The sequence below is a fragment of the Streptomyces sp. NPDC057486 genome, from assembly GCF_042802415.1.
Classification (GTDB): domain Bacteria; phylum Actinomycetota; class Actinomycetes; order Streptomycetales; family Streptomycetaceae; genus Streptomyces; species Streptomyces yanii.
In genome coordinates, this window is the sequence record NZ_JBHVEE010000168.1 from 1 (window position 1) to 20,369 (window position 20,369).

General features: G+C 69.4%; 18 protein-coding genes and 2 pseudogenes. 12 read left to right on the forward strand and 8 right to left on the reverse strand.

Going from position 1 to position 20,369, the window contains the following annotated elements; genetic code table 11:
- Positions 1 to 31 precede the first annotated feature (31 nt).
- Positions 32 to 1,060: pseudogene (locus ACFU6I_RS42525) on the reverse strand (SDR family NAD(P)-dependent oxidoreductase).
- Positions 1,061 to 1,140: 80 nt separating this feature from the next.
- On the opposite strand from ACFU6I_RS42525, the gene ACFU6I_RS42530 reads away from it, so the two are divergent.
- Complete coding sequence (locus ACFU6I_RS42530; RefSeq protein ID WP_384378092.1) at positions 1,141 to 2,055, forward strand: AraC family transcriptional regulator; 915 nt, start codon at positions 1,141 to 1,143, stop codon at positions 2,053 to 2,055.
- Here ACFU6I_RS42530 and ACFU6I_RS42535 read toward each other — a convergent pair.
- Both ACFU6I_RS42535 and ACFU6I_RS42540 read right to left on the reverse strand, forming a co-directional pair.
- Positions 1,996 to 2,260: pseudogene (locus tag ACFU6I_RS42535) on the reverse strand (hypothetical protein); the annotation flags it as partial. The gene ACFU6I_RS42530 and the pseudogene ACFU6I_RS42535 sit on opposite strands and share 60 nt — an antisense overlap.
- A gap of 173 nt (positions 2,261 to 2,433) precedes the next feature.
- On the reverse strand, positions 2,434 to 3,051 hold the full coding sequence (locus ACFU6I_RS42540) for a hypothetical protein (RefSeq protein ID WP_384378142.1): 618 nt from the start codon (positions 3,049 to 3,051) through the stop codon (positions 2,434 to 2,436).
- Positions 3,052 to 3,138: 87 nt separating this feature from the next.
- On the opposite strand from ACFU6I_RS42540, the gene ACFU6I_RS42545 reads away from it, so the two are divergent.
- Positions 3,139 to 3,711 carry a TetR family transcriptional regulator C-terminal domain-containing protein gene (locus ACFU6I_RS42545; protein WP_384378095.1) on the forward strand — a complete coding sequence of 191 codons (573 nt, stop codon included), beginning with the start codon at positions 3,139 to 3,141 and terminating at the stop codon, positions 3,709 to 3,711.
- 101 nt (positions 3,712 to 3,812) lie between these two features.
- Entirely contained in the window at positions 3,813 to 4,847 is a 1,035-nt protein-coding gene (locus tag ACFU6I_RS42550; RefSeq protein WP_384378098.1) for an alcohol dehydrogenase catalytic domain-containing protein, read from the forward strand.
- A 243-nt stretch (positions 4,848 to 5,090) separates the two neighbouring features.
- Here ACFU6I_RS42550 and ACFU6I_RS42555 read toward each other — a convergent pair whose 3' ends face one another.
- Positions 5,091 to 6,197 (reverse strand): flavin monoamine oxidase family protein, encoded by a 1,107-nt coding sequence (locus ACFU6I_RS42555; protein ID WP_384378101.1) that lies wholly within the window; start codon positions 6,195 to 6,197, stop codon positions 5,091 to 5,093.
- Between the two features lie 149 nt (positions 6,198 to 6,346).
- On the reverse strand, positions 6,347 to 7,375 hold the full coding sequence (locus tag ACFU6I_RS42560; RefSeq protein WP_384378104.1) for an alcohol dehydrogenase catalytic domain-containing protein: 1,029 nt from the start codon (positions 7,373 to 7,375) through the stop codon (positions 6,347 to 6,349).
- A gap of 125 nt (positions 7,376 to 7,500) precedes the next feature.
- On the opposite strand from ACFU6I_RS42560, the gene ACFU6I_RS42565 reads away from it, so the two are divergent.
- The 7 genes from ACFU6I_RS42565 (at position 7,501) to ACFU6I_RS42595 (ending at position 14,556) form a co-directional block, all read left to right on the forward strand.
- Positions 7,501 to 8,391 carry a LysR family transcriptional regulator gene (locus ACFU6I_RS42565; RefSeq protein ID WP_384378107.1) on the forward strand — a complete coding sequence of 297 codons (891 nt, stop codon included), beginning with the start codon at positions 7,501 to 7,503 and terminating at the stop codon, positions 8,389 to 8,391.
- 130 nt (positions 8,392 to 8,521) lie between these two features.
- Positions 8,522 to 8,803: a hypothetical protein gene (locus ACFU6I_RS42570; RefSeq protein WP_384378110.1), complete on the forward strand. Its 282-nt coding sequence runs from the start codon at positions 8,522 to 8,524 to the stop codon at positions 8,801 to 8,803.
- Between the two features lie 65 nt (positions 8,804 to 8,868).
- Entirely contained in the window at positions 8,869 to 9,102 is a 234-nt protein-coding gene (locus tag ACFU6I_RS42575; protein ID WP_384378113.1) for a hypothetical protein, read from the forward strand.
- 4 nt (positions 9,103 to 9,106) lie between these two features.
- The gene (locus tag ACFU6I_RS42580; RefSeq protein ID WP_384378116.1) at positions 9,107 to 9,640 is read left to right on the forward strand and encodes a DinB family protein; all 534 of its coding nucleotides are present in this window, start codon (positions 9,107 to 9,109) and stop codon (positions 9,638 to 9,640) included.
- 56 nt (positions 9,641 to 9,696) lie between these two features.
- Entirely contained in the window at positions 9,697 to 10,479 is a 783-nt protein-coding gene (locus tag ACFU6I_RS42585; RefSeq protein WP_384378119.1) for an SDR family NAD(P)-dependent oxidoreductase, read from the forward strand.
- Positions 10,480 to 11,106: 627 nt separating this feature from the next.
- Positions 11,107 to 11,547 (forward strand): Lrp/AsnC family transcriptional regulator, encoded by a 441-nt coding sequence (locus ACFU6I_RS42590; RefSeq protein WP_384378122.1) that lies wholly within the window; start codon positions 11,107 to 11,109, stop codon positions 11,545 to 11,547.
- 51 nt (positions 11,548 to 11,598) lie between these two features.
- Positions 11,599 to 14,556: an aminotransferase gene (locus ACFU6I_RS42595; RefSeq protein ID WP_384378125.1), complete on the forward strand. Its 2,958-nt coding sequence runs from the start codon at positions 11,599 to 11,601 to the stop codon at positions 14,554 to 14,556.
- Positions 14,557 to 14,668: 112 nt separating this feature from the next.
- Here the strand turns inward: ACFU6I_RS42595 and ACFU6I_RS42600 are convergent, their stop codons facing one another.
- Positions 14,669 to 15,337 (reverse strand): response regulator transcription factor, encoded by a 669-nt coding sequence (locus tag ACFU6I_RS42600; protein ID WP_384378128.1) that lies wholly within the window; start codon positions 15,335 to 15,337, stop codon positions 14,669 to 14,671.
- 324 nt (positions 15,338 to 15,661) lie between these two features.
- On the opposite strand from ACFU6I_RS42600, the gene ACFU6I_RS42605 reads away from it, so the two are divergent.
- Entirely contained in the window at positions 15,662 to 17,314 is a 1,653-nt protein-coding gene (locus ACFU6I_RS42605) for an IS1182 family transposase (protein WP_384378131.1), read from the forward strand.
- A 240-nt stretch (positions 17,315 to 17,554) separates the two neighbouring features.
- On the opposite strand, the gene ACFU6I_RS42610 is transcribed toward ACFU6I_RS42605, so the two are convergent.
- Both ACFU6I_RS42610 and ACFU6I_RS42615 read right to left on the reverse strand, forming a co-directional pair.
- A complete protein-coding gene (locus ACFU6I_RS42610) occupies positions 17,555 to 17,944 on the reverse strand; it encodes a DUF2255 family protein (protein WP_384378134.1) in 390 nt (129 codons plus the stop codon).
- A complete protein-coding gene (locus ACFU6I_RS42615) occupies positions 17,941 to 18,819 on the reverse strand; it encodes a helix-turn-helix domain-containing protein (protein WP_384378137.1) in 879 nt (292 codons plus the stop codon). The genes ACFU6I_RS42610 and ACFU6I_RS42615 overlap by 4 nt, the downstream gene beginning before the upstream one ends.
- Positions 18,820 to 19,015: 196 nt before the next feature.
- On the opposite strand from ACFU6I_RS42615, the gene ACFU6I_RS42620 reads away from it, so the two are divergent.
- Complete coding sequence (locus tag ACFU6I_RS42620; RefSeq protein ID WP_384378140.1) at positions 19,016 to 19,939, forward strand: alpha/beta hydrolase; 924 nt, start codon at positions 19,016 to 19,018, stop codon at positions 19,937 to 19,939.
- Positions 19,940 to 20,369: the final 430 nt, after the last annotated feature.

Consider the following 20,369-nt stretch of genomic DNA (forward strand, 5'->3'; position numbering starts at 1 on the left):
CGGCACGGCGGCCCCGACTCCGAATGGCCGGTCAAGCGGTACGGTTCGCGGCGGCGGCGTACTCCCAGAGCCGGTCGGCCGCCTCGGGGTCGAGGGCGTGGGCGGCCACACCTCCGGGGCGGTCCTCGTCGCCCTGGACGACCCGCGCCTCCTGGTTGTCCTCGAAGTAGCAGCCGGTGACGCCGTCAAGCAGGGGTGAGGCGGCCAGCAGGACAGAGGTGGCGGCTCCCTGGGCCGGGGTCTTGTAGAACGGCGGCGGCGTCAAGTTCCCCTCGCCGTCCATCACCCCGAACGCGCGCATGGTGTCGTCGTCGAGGTGCCGCTGCAGACGGGTCAGGATGTAACCGGGGTTCAGTGCGTTGACGGTGATTCCGTCGGCAGCCCAGCGCCGGGCTCCGACCGTGAACAGGACGCCGGCGGACTTGGACTGCCCGTAGGCCGTCCAGGCGTCGTACGGACGGCGCTCTAAGTGAGGATCCTCGAAGTCGAAGGGCACGCTCCGGTGGGCACCGGAGCTGACGACCACGACGCGCGCCGAGCCGGAGGCCCGCAGAGCGGCGTGCAGACCGGTGGCGAGTGCGAAGTGGCCCAGATGGTTGGTGGCCAGCTGCATCTCCCAGCCGCCCGGGGTGAGCGTGCGCGTCGGGAGGGCCATGATCCCGGCGTTCGCGACGAGGATGTCGAGCGGCCCGGTTCATGCCCGTACGAACGCGTCGACCGAGGCCGGATCGGACAGATCGAGGGCCACCGCGCCGACCCGGCCCGCGCAGCGGACGGCGGCCATCTCCCGGACAAGCGGGTCCGCGGACTCCGGGCGGCGTGTGGCGATCGTGACCTCCGCGCCGGTGGCGGCCAGGGCCCGGACGGTCTCGGCGCCGATCCCCGAGGCGCCGCCGGTGACCACGGCGCACCGGCCGGTGAGATCGACACCCTCGATCACCTCCTCCGCGCGGGCGCGCGAGGTGAAGGGCGTGGTCAGGATGGCGGAGTCGAGCTGCGAGGTGGAGCGCGCAGGCGAAGACGAGAGCGAGTGCCTGTCAGTAGGAATGTTTGTCGGCATATGGCCACGCTACGGAGACCACATCGGACGAACTATAGTTGATAGTCCTCAATCCTTTAGTGAAAGTCCGAAGGGGTGGCATGGATCCTCTCGAAGATGTGCTGGCCCTGCTGGAGACGCGCGGTCACCTGTCCGCGGGCCTGGTGGCAGGAGGACAGTGGGCCGTACGGTTCGAGGCTCCCCAGGGCGTCAAGTTCAATTCCGTACGGCGCGGCTCCTGCCTGCTGGAGGTCGACGGCGTCGACGCGCCGGTCGAACTGGCGGAGGGCGACTGCTACCTCCTCTCACATCGGCGCCCGTTCACCCTGCGCAGCGATCCGGAGGCCGTGCCCGTCCCTGCCGCACCACTGTTCGCCCGGACGGAGGACGGTGTCGCCCGGGCCGGAGAGGGCGACGACACGTTCCTGGTCGGGGGCCGTTTCTCGTTCGGGGCCCGCGCCCAGGAACTGCTGTTGGACCGGCTGCCCCCGGTGATCCACATCCCGGCCGACACCCGGCATGCGGAGACGATGCAGTGGGCGCTCTCCGCGATCGACCAGGAGCTGACGCACCGGCAGTTGGCCTCCAGCCTGGTGGCGGAGCATCTCGCCGTCGTCATGCTCGTCCACGTCCTGCGTCTGCATCTCGCGCGCGAGCCGCACGCCGTGTCGGGCTGGCTGGCCGGCCTCGCCGATCCCCTGGTCGCCACAGCTCTGGCCGCCCTGCACCAGGACCCGGCACGGGCGTGGACCGTGGCCGAACTGGCCCACGCCTGCACGGTGTCCCGGTCCACGCTGGCTGCTCGCTTCAAGGCCACGGTCGGCCAGGGGCCGCTGGAATACCTCACGCGCTGGCGCATCGAGCTCGCGGCCCGGCAGCTGAGGGAAGGCGGCGCCACACTCGCCTCCATCGCCCACGCCGTCGGATACGGATCCGAGAGCGCCCTCAGCGTCGCCTTCAAACGCATCCTGGGAAAACCTCCCGGCGACTACCGCAAGCATCCACCGCTGTCGTGACGCTGCCGAGGAAGAAGCCACCGCAGCCCGGGAGTATCGCGCACGTCCCGAGGCCATGGTCATGCCCTGCGCGGACAACAGCACCATCCCGGGCCCGTCGCCAGGTCACCACCGAACCGGTGCCTCTGCGGATGATGCGCAGCAACCGCCTGCCCTCGTCGTCGGCAATTGCCCGGAACCTGCACACGTTCAGCCGCGTGATCATTCCGGCCGTCCGGCACCGCCGGTACAGCAATCGAGCGATGCGTCAGGACAGGGCGAACGTCGCCTGATGCGGCTGGCTGTCGCTGTCACCGGATCAGGAAGGCTCCGACACCGCAACCACACCACCCATTCCAAGATCGTCCCATTGGGTGACCAGCGGCTTTGGCCAGTTCTTCAGCTGCCGCTGAGTGGCGATCCCCAAGTGGGATCGTGGCGCACCCTTCTCGTCAGGCGTGTCAGCAGATGCTCCGCCGTACTGAAGGCGGTGTCTTGCGGCGCTCCAGCCGAAGTCAGGGCGGCGCTGAGCCTTGCCGACGCCGATTCCGGCACTTCCGAGTCGGCAAGGAGGGGAAGGACCAGCAGGAGGCGGGCGTCCGTGTCCTCGACACCTTCGGCCGCGGGGGACGGACTGTCGGCGAGGCGGACCAGTTCGTGCCACGTCAGCCCGGCCCCCGAGAGGTCTCCTTCCCAGTTGGCGATCTGCTGGGCATGGCTCCGGCCCGGATGAGTGAGGAGGTAGTCGATGCCGTAGTCGCCGACCAGATTGCGGTAGATCACCACAGCTCCGGGACCGTCTGCAGCCGGTACCCGGAACACCGGCCAGCGTTCGGGGTCGAAGAGGACCTCGGACAAGGCATCGGTATCGGCGCCGTCATCGCCGAACCACTCCGGAACAGGACGCGTAGCACTCGACCAATCGCCGCACATCATGAGGTAGTTCGACCAGAAGCCCGGGCGGGCCAGCAGTGACTCGCCCGCAACCAGCGGGCCGTCGTCGTATCCCTTGACCATCACCCCTGGATCCTGTCACCAGCCACTGACACGCCCTGGGGGCCCCTCTGCTACCTTTAAGGCGACCGGTCATTTTCAGGAGGATCCATGCCACGAGTCAGCATGCGCGAAGAGATCATCGACGCGGCCGTGACGACGTTCCACGCGCGGGGCTTCCACGGCACCGGCGTGAAGGACATCACCGACGCGGCCGGCGTACCGAAGGGCTCGCTCTACAACCACTTCGCGAGCAAGGAGGAGATCGCCGTCGAGGCGATCCAGCGCTACGGGGCCGCGCGACGGCTTTCCGAGCTGACGCGACCGGGTACGCCGGCGCTGGACCGGCTGCGCGCTCACTTCGAGACCCTGCGGGACGAAGTGGTCAGCTTCGGGATCCGCCGGGGTTGCCTGCTCGGCAATTTCGGCGCCGAGACAGCCGACCACCATGAGGCGATCCGGGCCACCCTCGCCGCAGGCCTCGGGCGGTGGCGGGCGGCCATCGCCGAGGCCATCGATCAGGCGCAGCAGGAGGGCACGGTACGCACGGAGGCGAATGCCGACCTGCTCGCCGGATTCGTCCTGAACGCCTGGGAAGGCACGTTGATCAGCGCACGCGTCGATCGACGCGACGAGGGTTTCGCCGAGTTCTTCACGGTCGTGTTCGGCGACCTGCTCCGCTGAATCGAGCGGGAAAGCGACACCGCACCGATGAGGGGTCGGGCGGCCCACTCCGTAAGATGACCGGTCATTTTGATATGTCGACAACGAAGATGGAGCAAGACATGAGCACCTATCGCGCCGTCGAGGCGACCACTGAGGGTGGGTTCACCCTCGTCGAGCGGGAGCTCAGGCACCCGGGTACGGGAGAGGTCCGGGTCGCCGTCGAGGCGTGCGGGGTCTGCCACAGCGACGTGGCCGGAATCGTGAACCTGACCGGCAAGCGGCCGGCGGGCGTGCCCGTCGTGCCCGGGCACGAGGTGGTAGGCCGTATCAATGCTGTCGGTGACGACGTGTCCGGTTGGCACGTCGGGCAGCGGGTCGGACTCGGCTACCTCGGCGGGCACTGCGGAGTGTGCGAGATGTGCCGGCACAGAGACTTCGTCCACTGCACCGACCAGCCCGTGCTGGGCGACAGCCAGGACGGCGGCTACGCCGAGTACGTCACCACGCGCGCCTCGGGTCTCGTTGCCGTGCCCGAGGACGCACCCGCCGCCGAACTGGCCCCGCTGATGTGCGCGGGTCTCACCGTCCACCACGCCCTTCGGACGTCGGCCGCGCGCGCCGGCGACCTGGTCGCCGTCCAGGGCATCGGCGGCCTCGGACACCTCGGCATCCAGTACGCCCGTGCGATGGGATTCCGGGTGGCCGCGATCGCCCGCGGACAAGGCAAGAAGGAGCTTGCGCTCGAACTCGGCGCACACCACTACATCGACTCCACCCAGGCCGACCCGGCGCATGCACTGCAGGCACTCGGGGGCGCCAAGGTCATCCTCGCCACCGCCAGCCACGGCGGCTCCATGTCACCGCTGGTAGCGGGGCTCGCTGTCCGTGGCCAGCTCGTGGTCGTCGGCGTGGCGATGGATCCGGTCGAGGTCCTGACCCCGGCCCTCATCATGGGTGCACGCTCGATCGTCGGCTCGCTGACCGGCACTCCGAGCGACAACGAGGACAACGTCGCCTTCGCCCGCGCACACGACGTCCAGCCGATGATCGAGACCGTTCCGTTGGAGCGGGCCGGGGAGGCGTACGCGAAGATGATGGCCGGCGACGCGCGCTTCCGGATGGTCCTCGCGACCGGAACGGAGCCCGGCGTCTGACGGCCGGCGCAAGTCCGCCGGGCACGGCACTGCCGCTCAACTACTTCGGGATCCCGCTCGGACTCGCCGGGCTGGGCGGCGCCTGGAGCGCCGCCCAGCAGTACCTCGGAGCCTCGGACGTGCCCGCCCGGTTCCGACTTGGCGTTGGAGCACGGCGAGCTGCTGCCGCAGGACCAGCAGCTCGACCCGTTCGTGCGCGAGCTCCGACGACGCGATCGAAATCGCGGTCCATGGGGAGGTTTTTCAGCGGCTTGCGGTGGGGGTGGTGACGCTGCGGCCGTTCAGGGCGCCGGGCGTCGCCAGTACGGCGTGTGCGGCTCGATTTCCGGCGGCGAGGGCGCCTTCGATGTGTCCGGCATGGTCGACCGCCGTCTCGGTCGACGCCCAGTGCAGGCGGCCGTCCAGCGCGGGCCGTTGATAAAGGGTGTGGCCGAAGAGAGAGTAGTCGGCAAGGTGCTGCACGGTGGACGGGGACGTCCACCGCTCGGCGCTCCAGTTCTGCACGTGCAGGACTTCCGGGGTGGCCGCGACCGGTCCGAAAAGCTGTGTGAGCTGTGCGGTGACGGCCTTGTCGAATCCCGCTCGGACGGTACGGGCGTGCGCGAATCCGAAGAGGGCGGCGGGCCGACCGTCGGGCCCCGACATGTCGTGTATCTCCTGTAGCGGGCCGGTCCTGCTGAGCGCCGCACCGGCCAGCCCCTCCTCCCGCCAGAAGGCGGAGGAGTACTGGGCGACGACCTTGGCGACGGCCCCCATCCATACCGGGGTGGCCCGGGCAAGACGCACGAGGTCGCTGGACAGCGTGTCGCCGAAGTCGATGCGCTCCATTGCCAACGCCGGCGGGACGGCCAGAATGACGTGCTCGGCGTGCAGGGTTCCGGCCGGGGCCAGCACGGCAAGGCCGCCCCGGCCGTCCCGGTGGATGGCGCTGACGGGCGTGTTCAGCCGCAGTATGCCCGTGGGCAGTGCCGCGGCGAGAGCGGAGGTGATGCTCTGGGATCCGGCGGCGAAGCGGCGGGAGGGGGCGTCGATCAGGTTGCCGGTGAGGCGGCGTGTGCCGGTGGGCTCCTGCAGGAGGGTATCGCCGACGAGGTGCTGCTCGAAAGTCTCGATGCCCGTGCGTGCGGCCAGGGTCTGCACGCGCTGCTCGCCGTCCCAGAACCAGGTGGCTCCCAGGTCGAGGGCCCGCTCGGGGTGCGATGTGAGGGCGGAAAGCAGGCGTCCGCCGGTGCGGTCGCGGGCCTCCAGGCAGACCGTGTCGCGGCCGGCGGTGAGCAGAGCGGTGGCCGCAGCCAGTCCGGAGGCGCCGGCGCCGACCACGATCACGTCGTGGCAGTCCTGGTGGGACACGTGTGATTTCCCTTTCTGATCAGGCCGAACCCTGCTGTCGTCGGTGGTGTTCGGGCATCCGGCTTCTGGGGGCGTGCCGAGCCGGTGGCATCAAGGCAAGGCCGGGGCCGCTCCGCGCCGTGACGGCGGCGCGGAGCGGAAGGGTGTGGCTACTCGCCGTCGGCGGTGTCCAGGACGATGCGGAAGCGGGGGGCTCCGGAGCGCAGCCGGGTCACAGCTTCACCGGCCCGCGCCAGCGGCATGCGCTCGATCATCGGCCGTACGCCGTTGGTGACGGCGAACTGCATCGCTTCCTCCGTCTCGCGCGCGCTGCCGGTCAGGTGTCCGGTGATGGTGTGGCCGTTCATGACGAGCTGAGCCGCCGGTACGGTCACGGATCCCGCGTCGACGCCGACGAGGGTGAGCTGTCCGCGCGTGTTCAGCCCGGTGAGCAGTTCGTCCACGGGGGCGGTGGAGGAGGCGGTGTGGACGATGAGGTCGGCGCCGCCGAGTTCCTTCAGGGCGGCTCCGGGTGCCTGGGCGTTGCTGTCGATGTAGTGGTGGGCGCCGAGGTCGCGGGCGAATTTCTCGCGGTCGGAGCCCCGGGCGATGGCGATGGTCTCGTAACCGAGCTTCTCCGCGAACTGGACGGCCAGATGCCCCAGGCCGCCGAGCCCGAACACGGCGACGCGACCGCCCTCGCGCGTACGGGCCTTGCGGACGGCATTGAAGGTCGTCACGCCGGCGCAGCCGAACGGGGCGGCGTCGAACAGGTCGAGTCCGTCGGGGATGCGCGCGAGCGCGTCGGCGGGCACAGCGATGCTCTGGGCCCAGCCGCCCGGGTAGGACAGGCCGGGAACCCTGCGTTCAGGGCAGTGGACGACGTCACCCGCCCGGCAGGGCGCGCAGTGCCCGCAGCTGCCGCCGAACCAGCCGACGGCCACGCGGTCCCCGACCGACCAGCCCTCGACCCGGTCGCCCATCTCGGCGATGACACCGGCGACCTCGTGTCCCGGGGTGACAGGGAAGGACGTGCCCGCGCCGGTGGCTGCGGCCGTCGCGACGTCGGCGTTGCACACGCCGCTCGCCGTGACGGACACCCGGACCCACCTGCCCGTCGGCGGTGTCGTCTCGCCCACGGAGAGGTCAAGAGGACCTCGGGCCTCGGTCACGACCATGGCCACGGCAGTGTCTGACATGGTGCCTTTCCATTCCGAACACGACGATGCATATAGCTGCTGGTTATGCTGAATCAGCAGGGCCCCCACCGTAGGCACGGGAACACAAGCCCGGTAGGGGACATCAATGAATGGAGCTATAAGGCATGGCTATGATCGATCGCCTGAATCTCGAAGGCCTTCGATACGCACAGGCAGTCGCCGAGACCAAGTCGTTCAGCGCCGCCGCACGCGCTTACGGTGTCACCCAGCCCGCCCTGTCCAACGGCATCGCCAAACTGGAGGAACGCCTCGGCGACAAGCTGTTCGACCGGTCGCCGCGCGGGGTCACCCAGACGGCGTTCGGCGCCCGGATCCTGCCTTTGATCGAGCGTGCCCTGGTCGCGCTCGACGCCGTCGCGGCGGAGGCCAGGCGGCTGACCGAACCCGGCGAGCAGAAGATCCGCATGGGCGTCTCGCCCCTGATCGGCTCGCACCTGGTCGCCCGGGCGTTCAGCAAGGTGCGCGACCTGCCCGCCCCCCGCGACCTCGTGCTGCGCGAGGCAAACATGCAGGACCTGCGCGAATGTCTGCTGGCCGGCCGGCTCGACATCATTCTGATCCCGGCCGTGACCGCGATGCCGCGCTTCGAGCACCGGGTCGTCGACGTCGAGCCCATCGTCGTCGTCAGCCCCGATTCCGCGGACGCGGCACCACTCGAACTGGAAGAAGCCGGCAAAGAGTGCTTCATCCTCGTTCCGGACACCTGCGGCCTGACCACATTCACCACACAGCTCTTCCAGGCCCGCCACATGCCCCTGCACACGTATCCGGGAGAAGCCGCCGGCTACCAGGTCCTGGAGGACTGGACGAAGCTGGGCCTGGGCTCGGCCATGGTCCCCCGTTCCAAGCTCACTTCGCCCGACGTGCCCCACCGGCCTCTGATGGACGAGGGCCGCGAGGTGCAGATCTCTTTCGAAGCGGTCTGGAGCGCCGACTCCCCGCTCGGCGCGGACCTTCTCCGTCTTGCCGACAGCCTCGCGGCCGCCCGCCGCTAGCCATACGCACTGCTTATAGCTCGATTCAACAGGATCCTCTACCGGATGCCATGAGGGCCACCTAACTTGGCAGATACGTTGCGGTACGTACCGCACTACTCCGTCCGTGCCGATCGAGCGAGGCATAACCATGGCGTATCTTGAGATCACCCTGCAGGTCGACCCGGCCAACCGCGTCGCGGCCGTCGGCGTGTATCAGAAATACAAGCAGCCGTTCCTGGAGACCATCCCTGGGGCCACCGGCAAGGAGCTCCTTGTCCGCGACGAGGACGTCCAGGTCCTCCACGGGTTCCGGGGCGTGGCCGGCACGAAGGCGTACCTGGAGAGCGGTCTGTTCACCCGCGATGTGGTCGGCGGTCTGTCCCCGTTGCTGAAGGCGGCACCCGAAGTGGGCCTCTACGACACCGTCTGACCCCTCCCAGAACCGTCCGGGCAGACCCCCGCCCACGAGGCGCCCGCCGCGCATGCCGGTGCCCCATGGCTGCACCTGTCGGCGCGAGCCACGACGTCGAAGAAGCCAGGCACGAAGTCGCCTGCGGGCGGGGCACCAGCCTGCAGGTCGGCGGCGCGATCGACATCGCCCTCGTCGCCGCGGTCCGCAGCGGTGCCCACGCGCCTGTCGAACACGGACAGCTCACGCCTGGCGAAGAGGACCGCTCGCACCTGACGCGTCCTCGCTTTCCCCTTCTCTCCCCCGACACCGACAGGTGAAGTCATGTACGAACTCCAAGCCCTGCTCCGCGAGTACGACCGTGCCCGCGCTTACACCGATGACCTGTGGAGAGACCTCACTCCGGACGAGGTGACCTGGCGACCGCACGAGGACTCCAGTGCCATCGGCTGGCATCTCGGCCACCAGGCCCACGTCGCCCACTTCATGATTCGCAACCTCACCGCGGCCGAGCCCAGCCCGGACCCGGAACTGGACGGGCTCATGGACTCGGCGAATCCGGAGAAGTTCCGCGGCACGCTGCCCACCGTCGAGCGGCTCACCGCCTTCCGGAACACCGTCGCCGAACGCGTCCACGCCCGCATCGGCGACATCGCCGCCGGCAATGTCGGTGCCCCCACCCAACTGACCTTCGTCGGGGTCCACTTGCTGACCGCACTGATCAACCACGAATACCAGCACGACCAGTGGATCAGCGAGGTCCGTGCCGAAAACCTCGGCCACGCGCTCCCGCCCGACCCCGCCTCGGACGCGCTCAGCCGCGTCGACGGCTACCTCGTCCTCAACCCCTACGCCTGACCAGCACACCGGACACCCCTGCCCTCGTCCGGGCACGCCTGCAACAGGAGCACCACATGTCCAGCACCACCCTCGACTTCACCGGCCAGAAGGTCGTCGTGATCGGCGGCACCAGCGGCATGGGCCACGCCGTCGCCCGCCACGTTCTCGACGCCGGCGGCAGCGCCGTCGTCACCGGCCGCACGCAGTCCAGCGCCGACGAGGCGGCCGCCGCCCTGTCCACCCACGGCAAGGCCGTCGGTCTGGCGGCGGACCTGACCGACCCCGCAGACGTCGACCGTCTGCGCGTCGTCCTCACCGACCAGCACGCCGACGCGACCCTCCTCGTCAACGCGGCCGGCGTCTTCGCCCCGAAGTCCTTCCTCGACCACACGCCCCAGGACTACGACCGCTACCAGGCCGTCAACCGGGCCTTCTTCTTCCTCACCCAGACCGTCGTCAGCAACATGATCGGCCGCGGCGCGAAGGGAGCCGTCGTCAACATCGGTTCCATGTGGGCGCACCAGGCCGTCGCCGCAACGCCCTCGTCGGCGTACTCGATGGCCAAGGCCGGTCTGCACTCCCTCACCCAGCACCTCGCGATGGAGCTCGCCTCGCACGGCATCCGCGTCAACGCGGTCGCCCCCGCGGTCGTGCGCACCCCCATCTACGAGGAGTTCATCCCCAAGTCGGACATCGACTCCGCCCTCGACGGCTTCAACGACTTCCACCCCCTCGGCCGTACCGGCACCCCTGACGACGTCGCCGCGACGGTCGCCTTCCTCCTGTCGAACCAGACCGATTGGGTCACGGGCGCCGTCTGGGACATCGACGGCGGCGTCATGGCCGGACGTAACTGACCCCCGCACCCCTACCTCGCGCATGGTCCCCGGGCGGCGACGCCCGGGGCCTCGTCCGCACCGGCGCCCCGGCGGCGTTCGCGCCCCCGGCCCTCGACCAGGAGGCCGGTGCCGGGAAGACCGTCCCGCGCAAGTACACCGAGCTCGTGGCCGACGGCTCTGTCGGGCCGGCCCCGACACCGTCGCCCCCTTGATGACGCACACGAGGACGCAGGAGCCCCCGCCCGCAGCGCTTCGGCCAGGAAGACCCGCACGACGGCTTCCGGCCTTCGGCCGGTGGCAGCCAGGTGGCTGAGGCCTGGTCCGCCTTCGACCGGTTCGAGGCAGCGATCGGTGCCCGCGAGCCGCAAGCGCATCATCTTCGTCACCCGGGACGACGGCACGGGCATGACCGACGTGGCGTTCTCCGAAGACAGCCACGGCCCTGCGACCGCACCGCTTCCCGGCGTCGGCCCGGGATGCCGCCATGGCCGGACACTTCACAGAGCTGTGGAGCACTCTCGAGAGCCCAGAACCCACGATCCGCTCGATTCGAGCGTACATACAGTTGATTCAAGCGCGACGATCCGGCATTGTGCTTGAAACGAGCGCAGGTCCTGCCGGTCACGCAGGCGAGAGAGGTGCCTCATGGACGACATCGACCAGGCCATCCTGCGGGAGCTGCAGGTCGACGGTCGCATCCCCTACGCCGACCTGGGACCGAAGGTGGGACTTTCACCTTCGGCCGCAAGGCTCCGGCTGCAGCGATTGATCGACAGCAAGGCGGTCCAGGTCGTCGGAGTGACCGACCCGATGACCATGGGCCGGCAGACGATGGCGCTCCTGGGCCTGCGCCTCGACGGCGATCCCCGGGCGGTGGCCGATGAACTGTCCCGGCACGACGAAGTCGTGTACACGGTCCTGACGGCCGGCAGCTTCGACCTGTTCGCGGAGGTCGTGTGCAGTCAGCCTCGCGATCTTCTGGACTTCATCAACGACGTCGTGCGCCCCGTCGAGGGTGTCGCGTCCGTGGAGAACTTCCCCTACTTCGCCATTCACACCCACCGCTTCATGTGGCACGTCGACTGAGGCATCGGAGCGTCCCAACCCAGCCTGCCCGCACCGGCCGAGGAGCCCTGCATGCTGCACAACGAGTACCGCACGATCGACTTCTTCAGTGAAGACGCACTTCCCGTACCACAGGTGACACCGGCCGAGGCAGAGCGCATCGCCACCGAGCACCTTGGCATCACCGCTCGCGCGCAGGCGCTGGGAAGCCAGCAGGACGTCAACTTCCTGCTGCACGCCCACGACGGGACGCCTGTGGCGATTCTGAAGATCGCCAACCCCGCCTTCGGCGCAATGGAGATCGAAGCCCAGGACACCGCCGCCGACCTGATCGCCTCGGCGCACCCGGAACTGCGCATCGCCACCGTCCTGCTCCGCCCCGACGGCTCCCCGCGTCGCACGACGGTGGACACCAGGAGCGGGCCGGCCGTCGCGCGGCTGCTGCGCTACCTGCCCGGTGGCCCGCTGTCGGGACCCCGGCACCTGTCACCGACCACGATGGCGGCCATGGGCACAGTCGCCGCGAAAGTCAGCACCGCCCTGCGCGACTTCCGGCACCCGGGCCTCGAGCGCGTTCTCCAGTGGGATCTGCAGCACGCCGACCGCGTCGTCGCCAAGCTCGCCGGGCACATCGACGAGCCCGACCGGCGCGCCGCCGTCCAGGCCGCGACCGCCGAGGCCTGGGCACGCGTCCAGAGGGTTGCCGCCGTACTGCCGTCGCAGCCCGTGCACCTGGATCTCACCGACGACAATCTGATCCGCTGCCCCGACGGCCGCCTGACCATGCCCGACGGCGTCATCGACTTCGGCGACCTGACCACGAGCTGGGCGGTCGGCGAACTCGCCGTGTCGCTCTCCTCGATGCTCCACCACGAAGGCGTCGAGCCCCATCACGTGCTGGCCGCCGTCCGCGCCTTCCACGCCGTTCGGCCGCTCTCCCAGGAGGAGGCCGAGGCATTGTGGCCGCTGGTGGTCCTGCGCGCCGCCGTCCTGGTCGCCAGCGGGCGGCAGCAGGCCGCCGTCGACGAGGACAACGCCTATGCCAAGGCCGCGCTCGACCGCGAGTGGCACATATTCGAGCAGGCCACCCACCTGCCCCTGCCGGTGATGGTCCACCTCGTCAAGGACGCGACCGGCCTGGCCGACGTGCCCGCTCAGGCCAATTCACCGGTGCACCCTCTCCTACGGGGCGTCGCCGCCGACGACATCGCCATCGTCGACCTGTCGACCGGCGCCGACTCCATGGACCACGGAGCCTGGCTCGAAGCCGGCATCGAGGACCGGCTGGCCGCCACCGCGCTCGCGGGCGGAGCCGTCGCGGTCGCCACCCGGTACGCCCGTCCACGGCTTACTCAGGCGTCGGCCTTGTCAGCCGTCTCCGCCACCACCGTGCCCACCGGCATCGACCTCTGGCTCGGCCGGGCCACCGTGGTGCAGGCCCCCATCACGGGGAAGGTCCTCGCCGCGGCACCGGGCCGTGTGGAGATCGCCCACGGCCCGCAGGTGCTGACCCTGTCCTTCGGCACGGTCCACCCGATGGTCACCACCGGTGCAACGGTCCAGGCAGGCGAAGACGTCGCCCACCTCTCCTCCGGAACCTCTTTCCACATCGCGCTGCGCGACGCCGACAGCCCTGCCGTCCCTCCCCTGGTCCGCCCCGAGTACGCCCCCGGCTGGCTCACGCTCACCACCGACCCCGCCCCGCTCCTCGGTCTCCCGGCCTCCGGCCTCACGCCGCAGAAGGACGACCTGCTCGACCGGCGTGACGCCGTATTCGCGACCGTGCAGGAGCACTACTACGCCGGCCCTCCCCGTATCGAGCGTGGTTGGCGCCACCATCTGCTGTCCACCGACGGCCGCTCGTACCTCGACATCGTCAACAACGTCACCCCGCTCGGCCACGCCCACCCCCGCGTCGAACAGGCGGTCTCCCGGCAGCTGCGACGGCTCAACACCAACTCGCGCTTCCACTACGCCTCGGTGGTGGAGTTCACCGAACGCCTCGCCGCCCTCCTTCCCGACCCTCTGGACACGGTGTTCCTCGTCAACTCCGGTTCCGAAGCGGTGGATCTGGGCCTCCGGCTGGCCATCGGCGCCTCCGGCCGACACGACGTCGTCGCACTGCGCGAGGCGTACCACGGCTGGACGTACGCCTCCGACGCCGTCTCCACCTCACTCCAGGACAACCCGAACGCCCTCGCCACCCGCCCGAACTGGGTCCACACGGTGGACTCGCCCAACTCCTACCGAGGCCTGCACCGCGGGACGGACGCCGTGCGGTACGGCCCCGAGGCAGTCGCCGTGATCGACGAGCTGGCCGCGTCCGGCCGCCCGGCGGGAGCGTTCATCGGCGAGACCTTCTACGGCAACGCCGGAGGAGTCGCCCTTCCCGACGGCTATCTCGCCGACGTATACGCGGCGGTACGGCGTCACGGCGGCCTGGCCGTCGCCGATGAGGTCCAGGTCGGGTACGGCCGCCTGGGACACTGGTTCTGGGGCTTCGAGCAGCAGCAGGTCGTCCCCGACATCGTCTGTGTCGCCAAGGCCATGGGCAACGGACACCCCCTCGGCGCCGTCATCACGTCCAAGTCGGTCGCGGACAGGTACCGCGACCAGGGCTATTTCTTCTCCTCCACCGGAGGAAGCCCGGTCTCCAGCGTCGTGGGCCTCACCGTCCTGGACGCCCTGCGCGACGAGGACCTCCAAGGCAATGCGGTGCGCGTCGGCGGCCACCTGAAGCGCCGGATGAAGGCACTGGCCGACCGCTACGGCATCATCGGCGCCGTCCACGGCTCGGGCCTCTACCTCGGCCTCGAACTCGTCCGGGACCGCGTCAGCCTGGAACCCGCCACAGAAGAGACCGCCGAACTCTGCGACCGTATGCTCGACCTCGGCGTGATCGTCCAGCCCACCGGGGACCACCTCAACATCCTGAAGATCAAGCCACCGTTGTGCATCGACAGCACCGCGGCCGACTTCTTCGTCGACACGCTGGACCACGCCCTCGCCCAACTCGGCCACTCCCACTGACGTCGTAGGCGCGCGCAGGCGCCGCCCTCCTGCTCGAACGGGCCACATACGAAGCGGGACGGCGTCTCCCGTGTGCACGCAAACCCATCGGTTCACCGCCCGGGGCGCTGTCTCAGGCAGGGTCGACCAGCCGGTAGCCGATCCCGCGGACGGTCTGGATCGGGTCAGGGGGACCGAGCTTACGACGGAGTCGGCCGATCAGCGCGTCGACCGCCTGGGATTCCGGCTGGTGCTGTTCGCCGGCGCAGCTCTTGGCCAGTCGATCACGGGTGACCAGCGCGCCGCCGGCCAGCATCAGAGCCTGAAGGACCGCAGCCTCCGTGACGGTCAGCGAAAGCGGTACCCCGGCGCGGGTGAACCGGCCGTCGTGTCGGCCCCGTTGCAGGTCGCCGATGCGTAGCCGGGACACCTGGGCGGGAACCACGGGGGCGCGGCAGAGGCTGCGCATCCGGGCGGCCAGTTCGGCGGTGTCGAGGGGCTTGACCAGGTAGTCGTCCGCGCCCTGCTCGATGAGGGCCGCCCGTTCGGCGTGCGAATCGAGCGCGGTGAGCATCAGGACCGGGCGGGTCCAGCCGGCCCGGCGGTGGGTGGCGACCAGGCGGAGGACGTCACCGTCGGGCTGCGCCCGGTCGGCCACAAGGCCGTGATAGACGGTGTCACCCAACTTGAGACCGGCATCGGTGAGGTCTGCCGCCACGTCGACGTCGAAGCTGATACGGCGCAGGCACTCGGAAATCACTACTGCAAGCTCCGAGTCGTGCTGCACGACAAGTATGCGCATGCCAACCGACACTAAGGGCTGTCCAGTAATCCCTGGCGGGCGCACGACGACAGCTACGGCACCTCGCTGCGTTGTCGGAACGCCCGAATACACCCAGTATGAGGACGGTCCTCCGCCTTGCGATGCACCGCATCTGACGCCGCGCGCTGATCCGCCAGGGATTACGGGACAGCCCTTAGCTTGACTCTGTCGGGAATCTTGGAGTTTCCCGGTGCGGCAGCGAGATCAGCGGGCATGCTCGGGCTGTCCCGCAGGCCGATGTGGTTGCCGAGGTGTTCGTTGTCTCTCTGTCCCCGTTCTGGTGAGCAAATTCCGGCTCTGACCGTGCAGATCGCACGGGCAAGCAACCCGAACGGCACGACAGCGATGTGGGTGAGAGACCGGCTGGACGGGTTGTGGGACGACCAGGACTTCGCCGACTGGTACCCGCGCGACGGCCGGCCGGGTCTCTCGCCTGCTCAGTTGGCCACCGTCTGCGTGCTTCAGTTCCTCCTCGGCCTCTCGGACCGGCAGGCGGCCGAGGCAGTGCGCTGCCGCATCGATTTCAAGTACGCCATGGCTCTGGACCTGGACGATCCAGGATTCCACCACAGTGTGCTGGCCGACTTCCGTGAACGCCTGATCGAGGGCGATCGAGCCGATCGGCTCCTCGACCTGGCGCTGGTGCGGCTCAAGGACGCCGGGCTGGTGCGTGAGCGCACCACGCAGCGCACCGACTCCACCCATGTCCTTTCCGCAGTCCGTGACTTGACCCGGCTGGAGCTGGTCACCGAGGCGGTCCGGGCCGCGCTGGAAGAGCTGGCAGGCACCGCCTCGCACCTATTGGCCGGCCTGATCGACGAGGAATGGGGACGCCGCTACGGCCGCCCGGTCCGACTGGGCAAGAACCCCACCCGCCCCAAGACCAGGATCCTCGCCACCGGCGACGACGCCGTCCGGCTGATCGAGCACCTTGGACAGTACGGGGCGAAACGCCTGTCCGGCCCCCGGGTCCAGGCCCTGCGACAGATCATGGTGCAGAACTACTACCGCGATGCGGCAGGCCGCCTGCGCTGGCGCACTGCCGAGGACGGCGGGCTGCCGCCCTCGTCCATCGCGGTCGTCTCGCCCTACGACCCGACGGTCCGCTACGCGCGCCGCGGTCATATCACCCGCTGGAAGGGGTTCGTCGCACATCTCACCGAAACCTGTACTCCCGACGGCGTCAACGTGATCACGGATGTGGCCACCACTGACGCCACCGGCTACGACGCGAAGGCTCTACCCGGCATCCATACCCGGCTGAAGCTCCGTGGGCTACTGCCCGCCGAGCACCTGGTCGACGGTGGCTACACCTCCCTGGTCCACCTGGAACAGGCAGCCCGGGAACACCAGGTCACGGTCACCGGCCCACTGCCGGGCAACCCCACCCGCCAGCACCGCAAGAACGACGGCTTCGACCGCGACGACTTCCACATCGACTTCGACCGCCAACAGGTGACCTGCCCGCAGGGCGAGATCAGCCGGGGATGGCACGGCCCCCACCCGACCTCCTCACCCACTGCGGCACCTCTGATCGTGGCACGGTTCACCAAGAGCCAGTGCCGTCCCTGCCCGGTCCGCACCCGCTGCACGACCACCGCCGACAGCGCCCGAACCGTGGGATTTCCCCCGCAGGAACTCCGCGACCTGCAACTCCGCGTCCGGGCCGAGCAGCAGACACCCGACTGGAAGGCCCGCTACGCGGTCCGCTCCGGAGTCGAGGGCACCATCAACGAATTCGCCCACGGACACGGCATGCGCCAATGCCGCTACCGAGGACGCTCGAAAGCCCACCTGCAACACGTACTCACTGCCATCGCCGTGAACATCGAACGCCTCAGCAGGTGGTCGGTGACCGAAGAGGGCTCGCCACCAAGACCGCCGACCACCTTCCAGACCTACCTGGACCAACAGAGGATTCCCCGGTCAAAGTCCTGGCGGACCCTCGGCACCTGATCCCGACCACTCCAAGATCCCCGACAGAGTCAAGTTAGGCGGTGAGCGCCAGGGGCGCATGGCCCGCGGTGAGCGCCAGGAGGTCTGCTGTCCTCTCTCAGCAGAGTCACAGTGATGCGCCCGATGCCGGCGACGCGGGAGATCACAGCAGCTGCGGAACTCTCGTGACAAGCAGTCTCGCCGGACAGCTCGGCGGTGAGCGCGCTGCTGCGCGCCGAAGTTGCCCGGGGTCCCGTTCCGTCAGCGGACCAGGCCCGTGGCGCCGTTCGACGAGGGCACCGGGTCGATCCGCATCGTCGCGGCGTGTGCCGCGGGGCTCGCGGCGAGAGGGCCGGCCGCCTGACCGTACTTGTTCCGGTAGGCGGCGTCGATCTCGGAGGTGGGCCCGTTGTCACGGGTTTCCAGGAGGACGTCGCGGGTGACGGCCCCCACCCGGATCTGTCCGTGGCTGCGCTTCTGTGCAGCCTGGTACCAGCGGGACCGGACCCCGCGGTAGGCGCGGACATACAGCTCGCCGCGGACCAGGACCATACCGAGCTCCACGCCGGGGTGACCGTCGTCCCCGGCGGTCAGGACGAGGGATTCGGACCCGGTGAGAAGGGCGAGATCTTCGGGTGTCCAGGTCGTCATCGCGTCAGATCCTCCCTCCGGTCGGTGCTCGGTTGCCGGGTGGTCCATGAGGTGAGGATGCGCAGGGCGTCGTGGGAGGGGCTGCCGGGTTCGGCGGTCAGGATCATCAGGCGCTGTCCGGAGCCGTCGGGGCTGGTCCAGGTGTCGCAGTCGAGGGTGAGGTCGCCCACCAGATGGTGGCGGTAGTGCTTGGTGCCGTAACTGGCGCTGTTGACGCGGTGTTCGGCCCACCAGGTGCGGAAGTCGGGGTCCTGGAGGGACAGTTCGCCGACGAGCTGGGCGAGGTCGGGATCGTCGGGGTCGGCCGCGGCCTCCATGCGCAGTGCGGCGACGGCTTCCCGGGCGTCGTGGGCCCAGTCCTGGTGCAGCTGCCGGACCACCGGGTTCGTGAACAGCAGCCGCATGTAGTTGCGCCGGTGGGCCGGGATGGCGGCAAAGTCGGTATAGAGGGCTACGGCGGCTGGGTTCCAGGCCAGGATGTCCAAGCGTTTGCCAAGGACGAGCGCAGGGGTTTCGCTGAGCTGGTCGAGCAGCCGTCGCATGGCGGGACGCAGGCGTTGGGCGGGTCGGCGACGGCGTGGGTGGGCGTCGGTTCGGCCGGCGAGTTCGTAGAGGTACTTCTGCTGGTCGTCGTCGAGGCGCAGGGCGCGGGCCAGGGTGGTGAGCACGGGTATGGATGCCCGGACGCGGCCCTGTTCCAGTCGTGTGTAGTAGTCCACGCTGATGGCGGCGAGCTGGGCGACCTCCTCGCGACGCAGTCCGGCGACTTTGCGGGCCGAGTCCGTCTCGGGAAGGCCGCATTCCCTCGGTGTCAGCTGGGCCCGCCGGGCCTTGAGGAAGGCGCCCAGCGCCCGGGAGTCGGAGTCTGAAGTCATGCTCTCCAGTGTCATTGCACCGCGAGGACCACGGCACATGTTTGAGGGGGCAAGTTCTTTCCCAGGCAGAAACCTGGCTCTCCCGCTCGTGTGGAGACTGACGGAACGTGGATGTGTGCCCGGCAGGGTGCGGGCTCCGGGTCCGCCGCGCCGGGTGCGTTACGACACGTAACCACCGTCTCTCGGAGAGTCCCTCATGGCCCAGACCACCGTCACCTTCGACAGCGCCGGCATCTCGCTCGCCGGCCATCTCTACACCCCCGACACGCCGGCGCCGGGTCCGCGGCCGGCGCTCGTGGTCGGTCACCCCGGCACGGGCGTGAAGGAACAGACCTCCGGTACCTACGCGCAGCGGATGGCCGAGCGGGGTTTCGTCACCCTTGCCTTCGACGCCGCGCACCAGGGCGAGTCCGGTGGCCTGCCGCGCGGTTTGGAGGACCCGGCTCAGCGGGTGGAGGACTTCAAGGCCGCGGTGTCCTACCTCACCACCCTCGACGAGGTCGACGCCGACCGGATCGGCCTGTTGGGGATCTGCGCCTCCGGCAGCTACTCGCTGGCGGCCACCGGCGGTGACCACCGGGTCAAGGCCGTGGCCACCGTGTCCACCGCCGAGCCCGCCCGCCAGTTCCGTCTCGGCGCGGACGGCACCCAGGACCCGGCCGTCTTCCAGGCCCTGCTGGACGCCGCAGCCCAGGCCCGTACCGCCGCCGCCCGCGGCGAGGACCCCGGCACGATGACCATGTTCCCCGAGACCGCCGAGCAGGCCGGCGCCCTTGGCGGCGAGCACGGCATCGAAGGCTTCGAGTACTACTGCACCCCCCGAGGCGAGCACGAACGCTCCGCGAAGTTCCTGGCCTGGGAGAGCATCGACAGGATGGCCTTCCACGACGCCTTCCTCGCCATCCCTCTGATCGGCGACCGCCCGATCCTCCAGATCATCGGCGAACGCGCCGTCACCGCCTGGATGGCCGTCGAGGCCCACCAGCGCGCCACCGGCCCCAAGGAACTTCACTGGATCAAGGGCGCCAGCCACGTCGACCTGTACGACAAGAAGGAATACATCGACCCCGCCATCGACAAGCTCACCGACTTCTACACCACCCACCTCACCACCGACTGATGAGCACTCCGCGACGGGTAAGGACCTCGAGGATGTTGTCGGCCACCTGGAGACAGCCAGACAGGTGGCGCTGTCGTGGAAGGCGGGACGGTCCGGTGCGGGCAGGATGAGCCACCGGTCTGCCGGCCGGGCGAGCCCTTCAGCAGTCGGGGGCACAGCGGCGGTCATGCCGTTGTACCCCCGACGGCACGGTGTCGGCGGGCTGGACGAGGGGTCCCCCATTCGGCCCGTAGTGGTTGCTGGTGCGCGTAGTTGGAGGTGGGCTGTCAGTACGCCCGGCGACAGTCGCGGGCACCAAGAGGGCGGCGCACCCCCTGCCGAACGAGCAGGGCAGCCCCCCACCGATCCACACGAGACTTGGAGATCCCCCATGCCTTACCGCAAGGGACAGCACGTGGAGTACCGGGACCAGCAGGACGAGCTTCAGCGC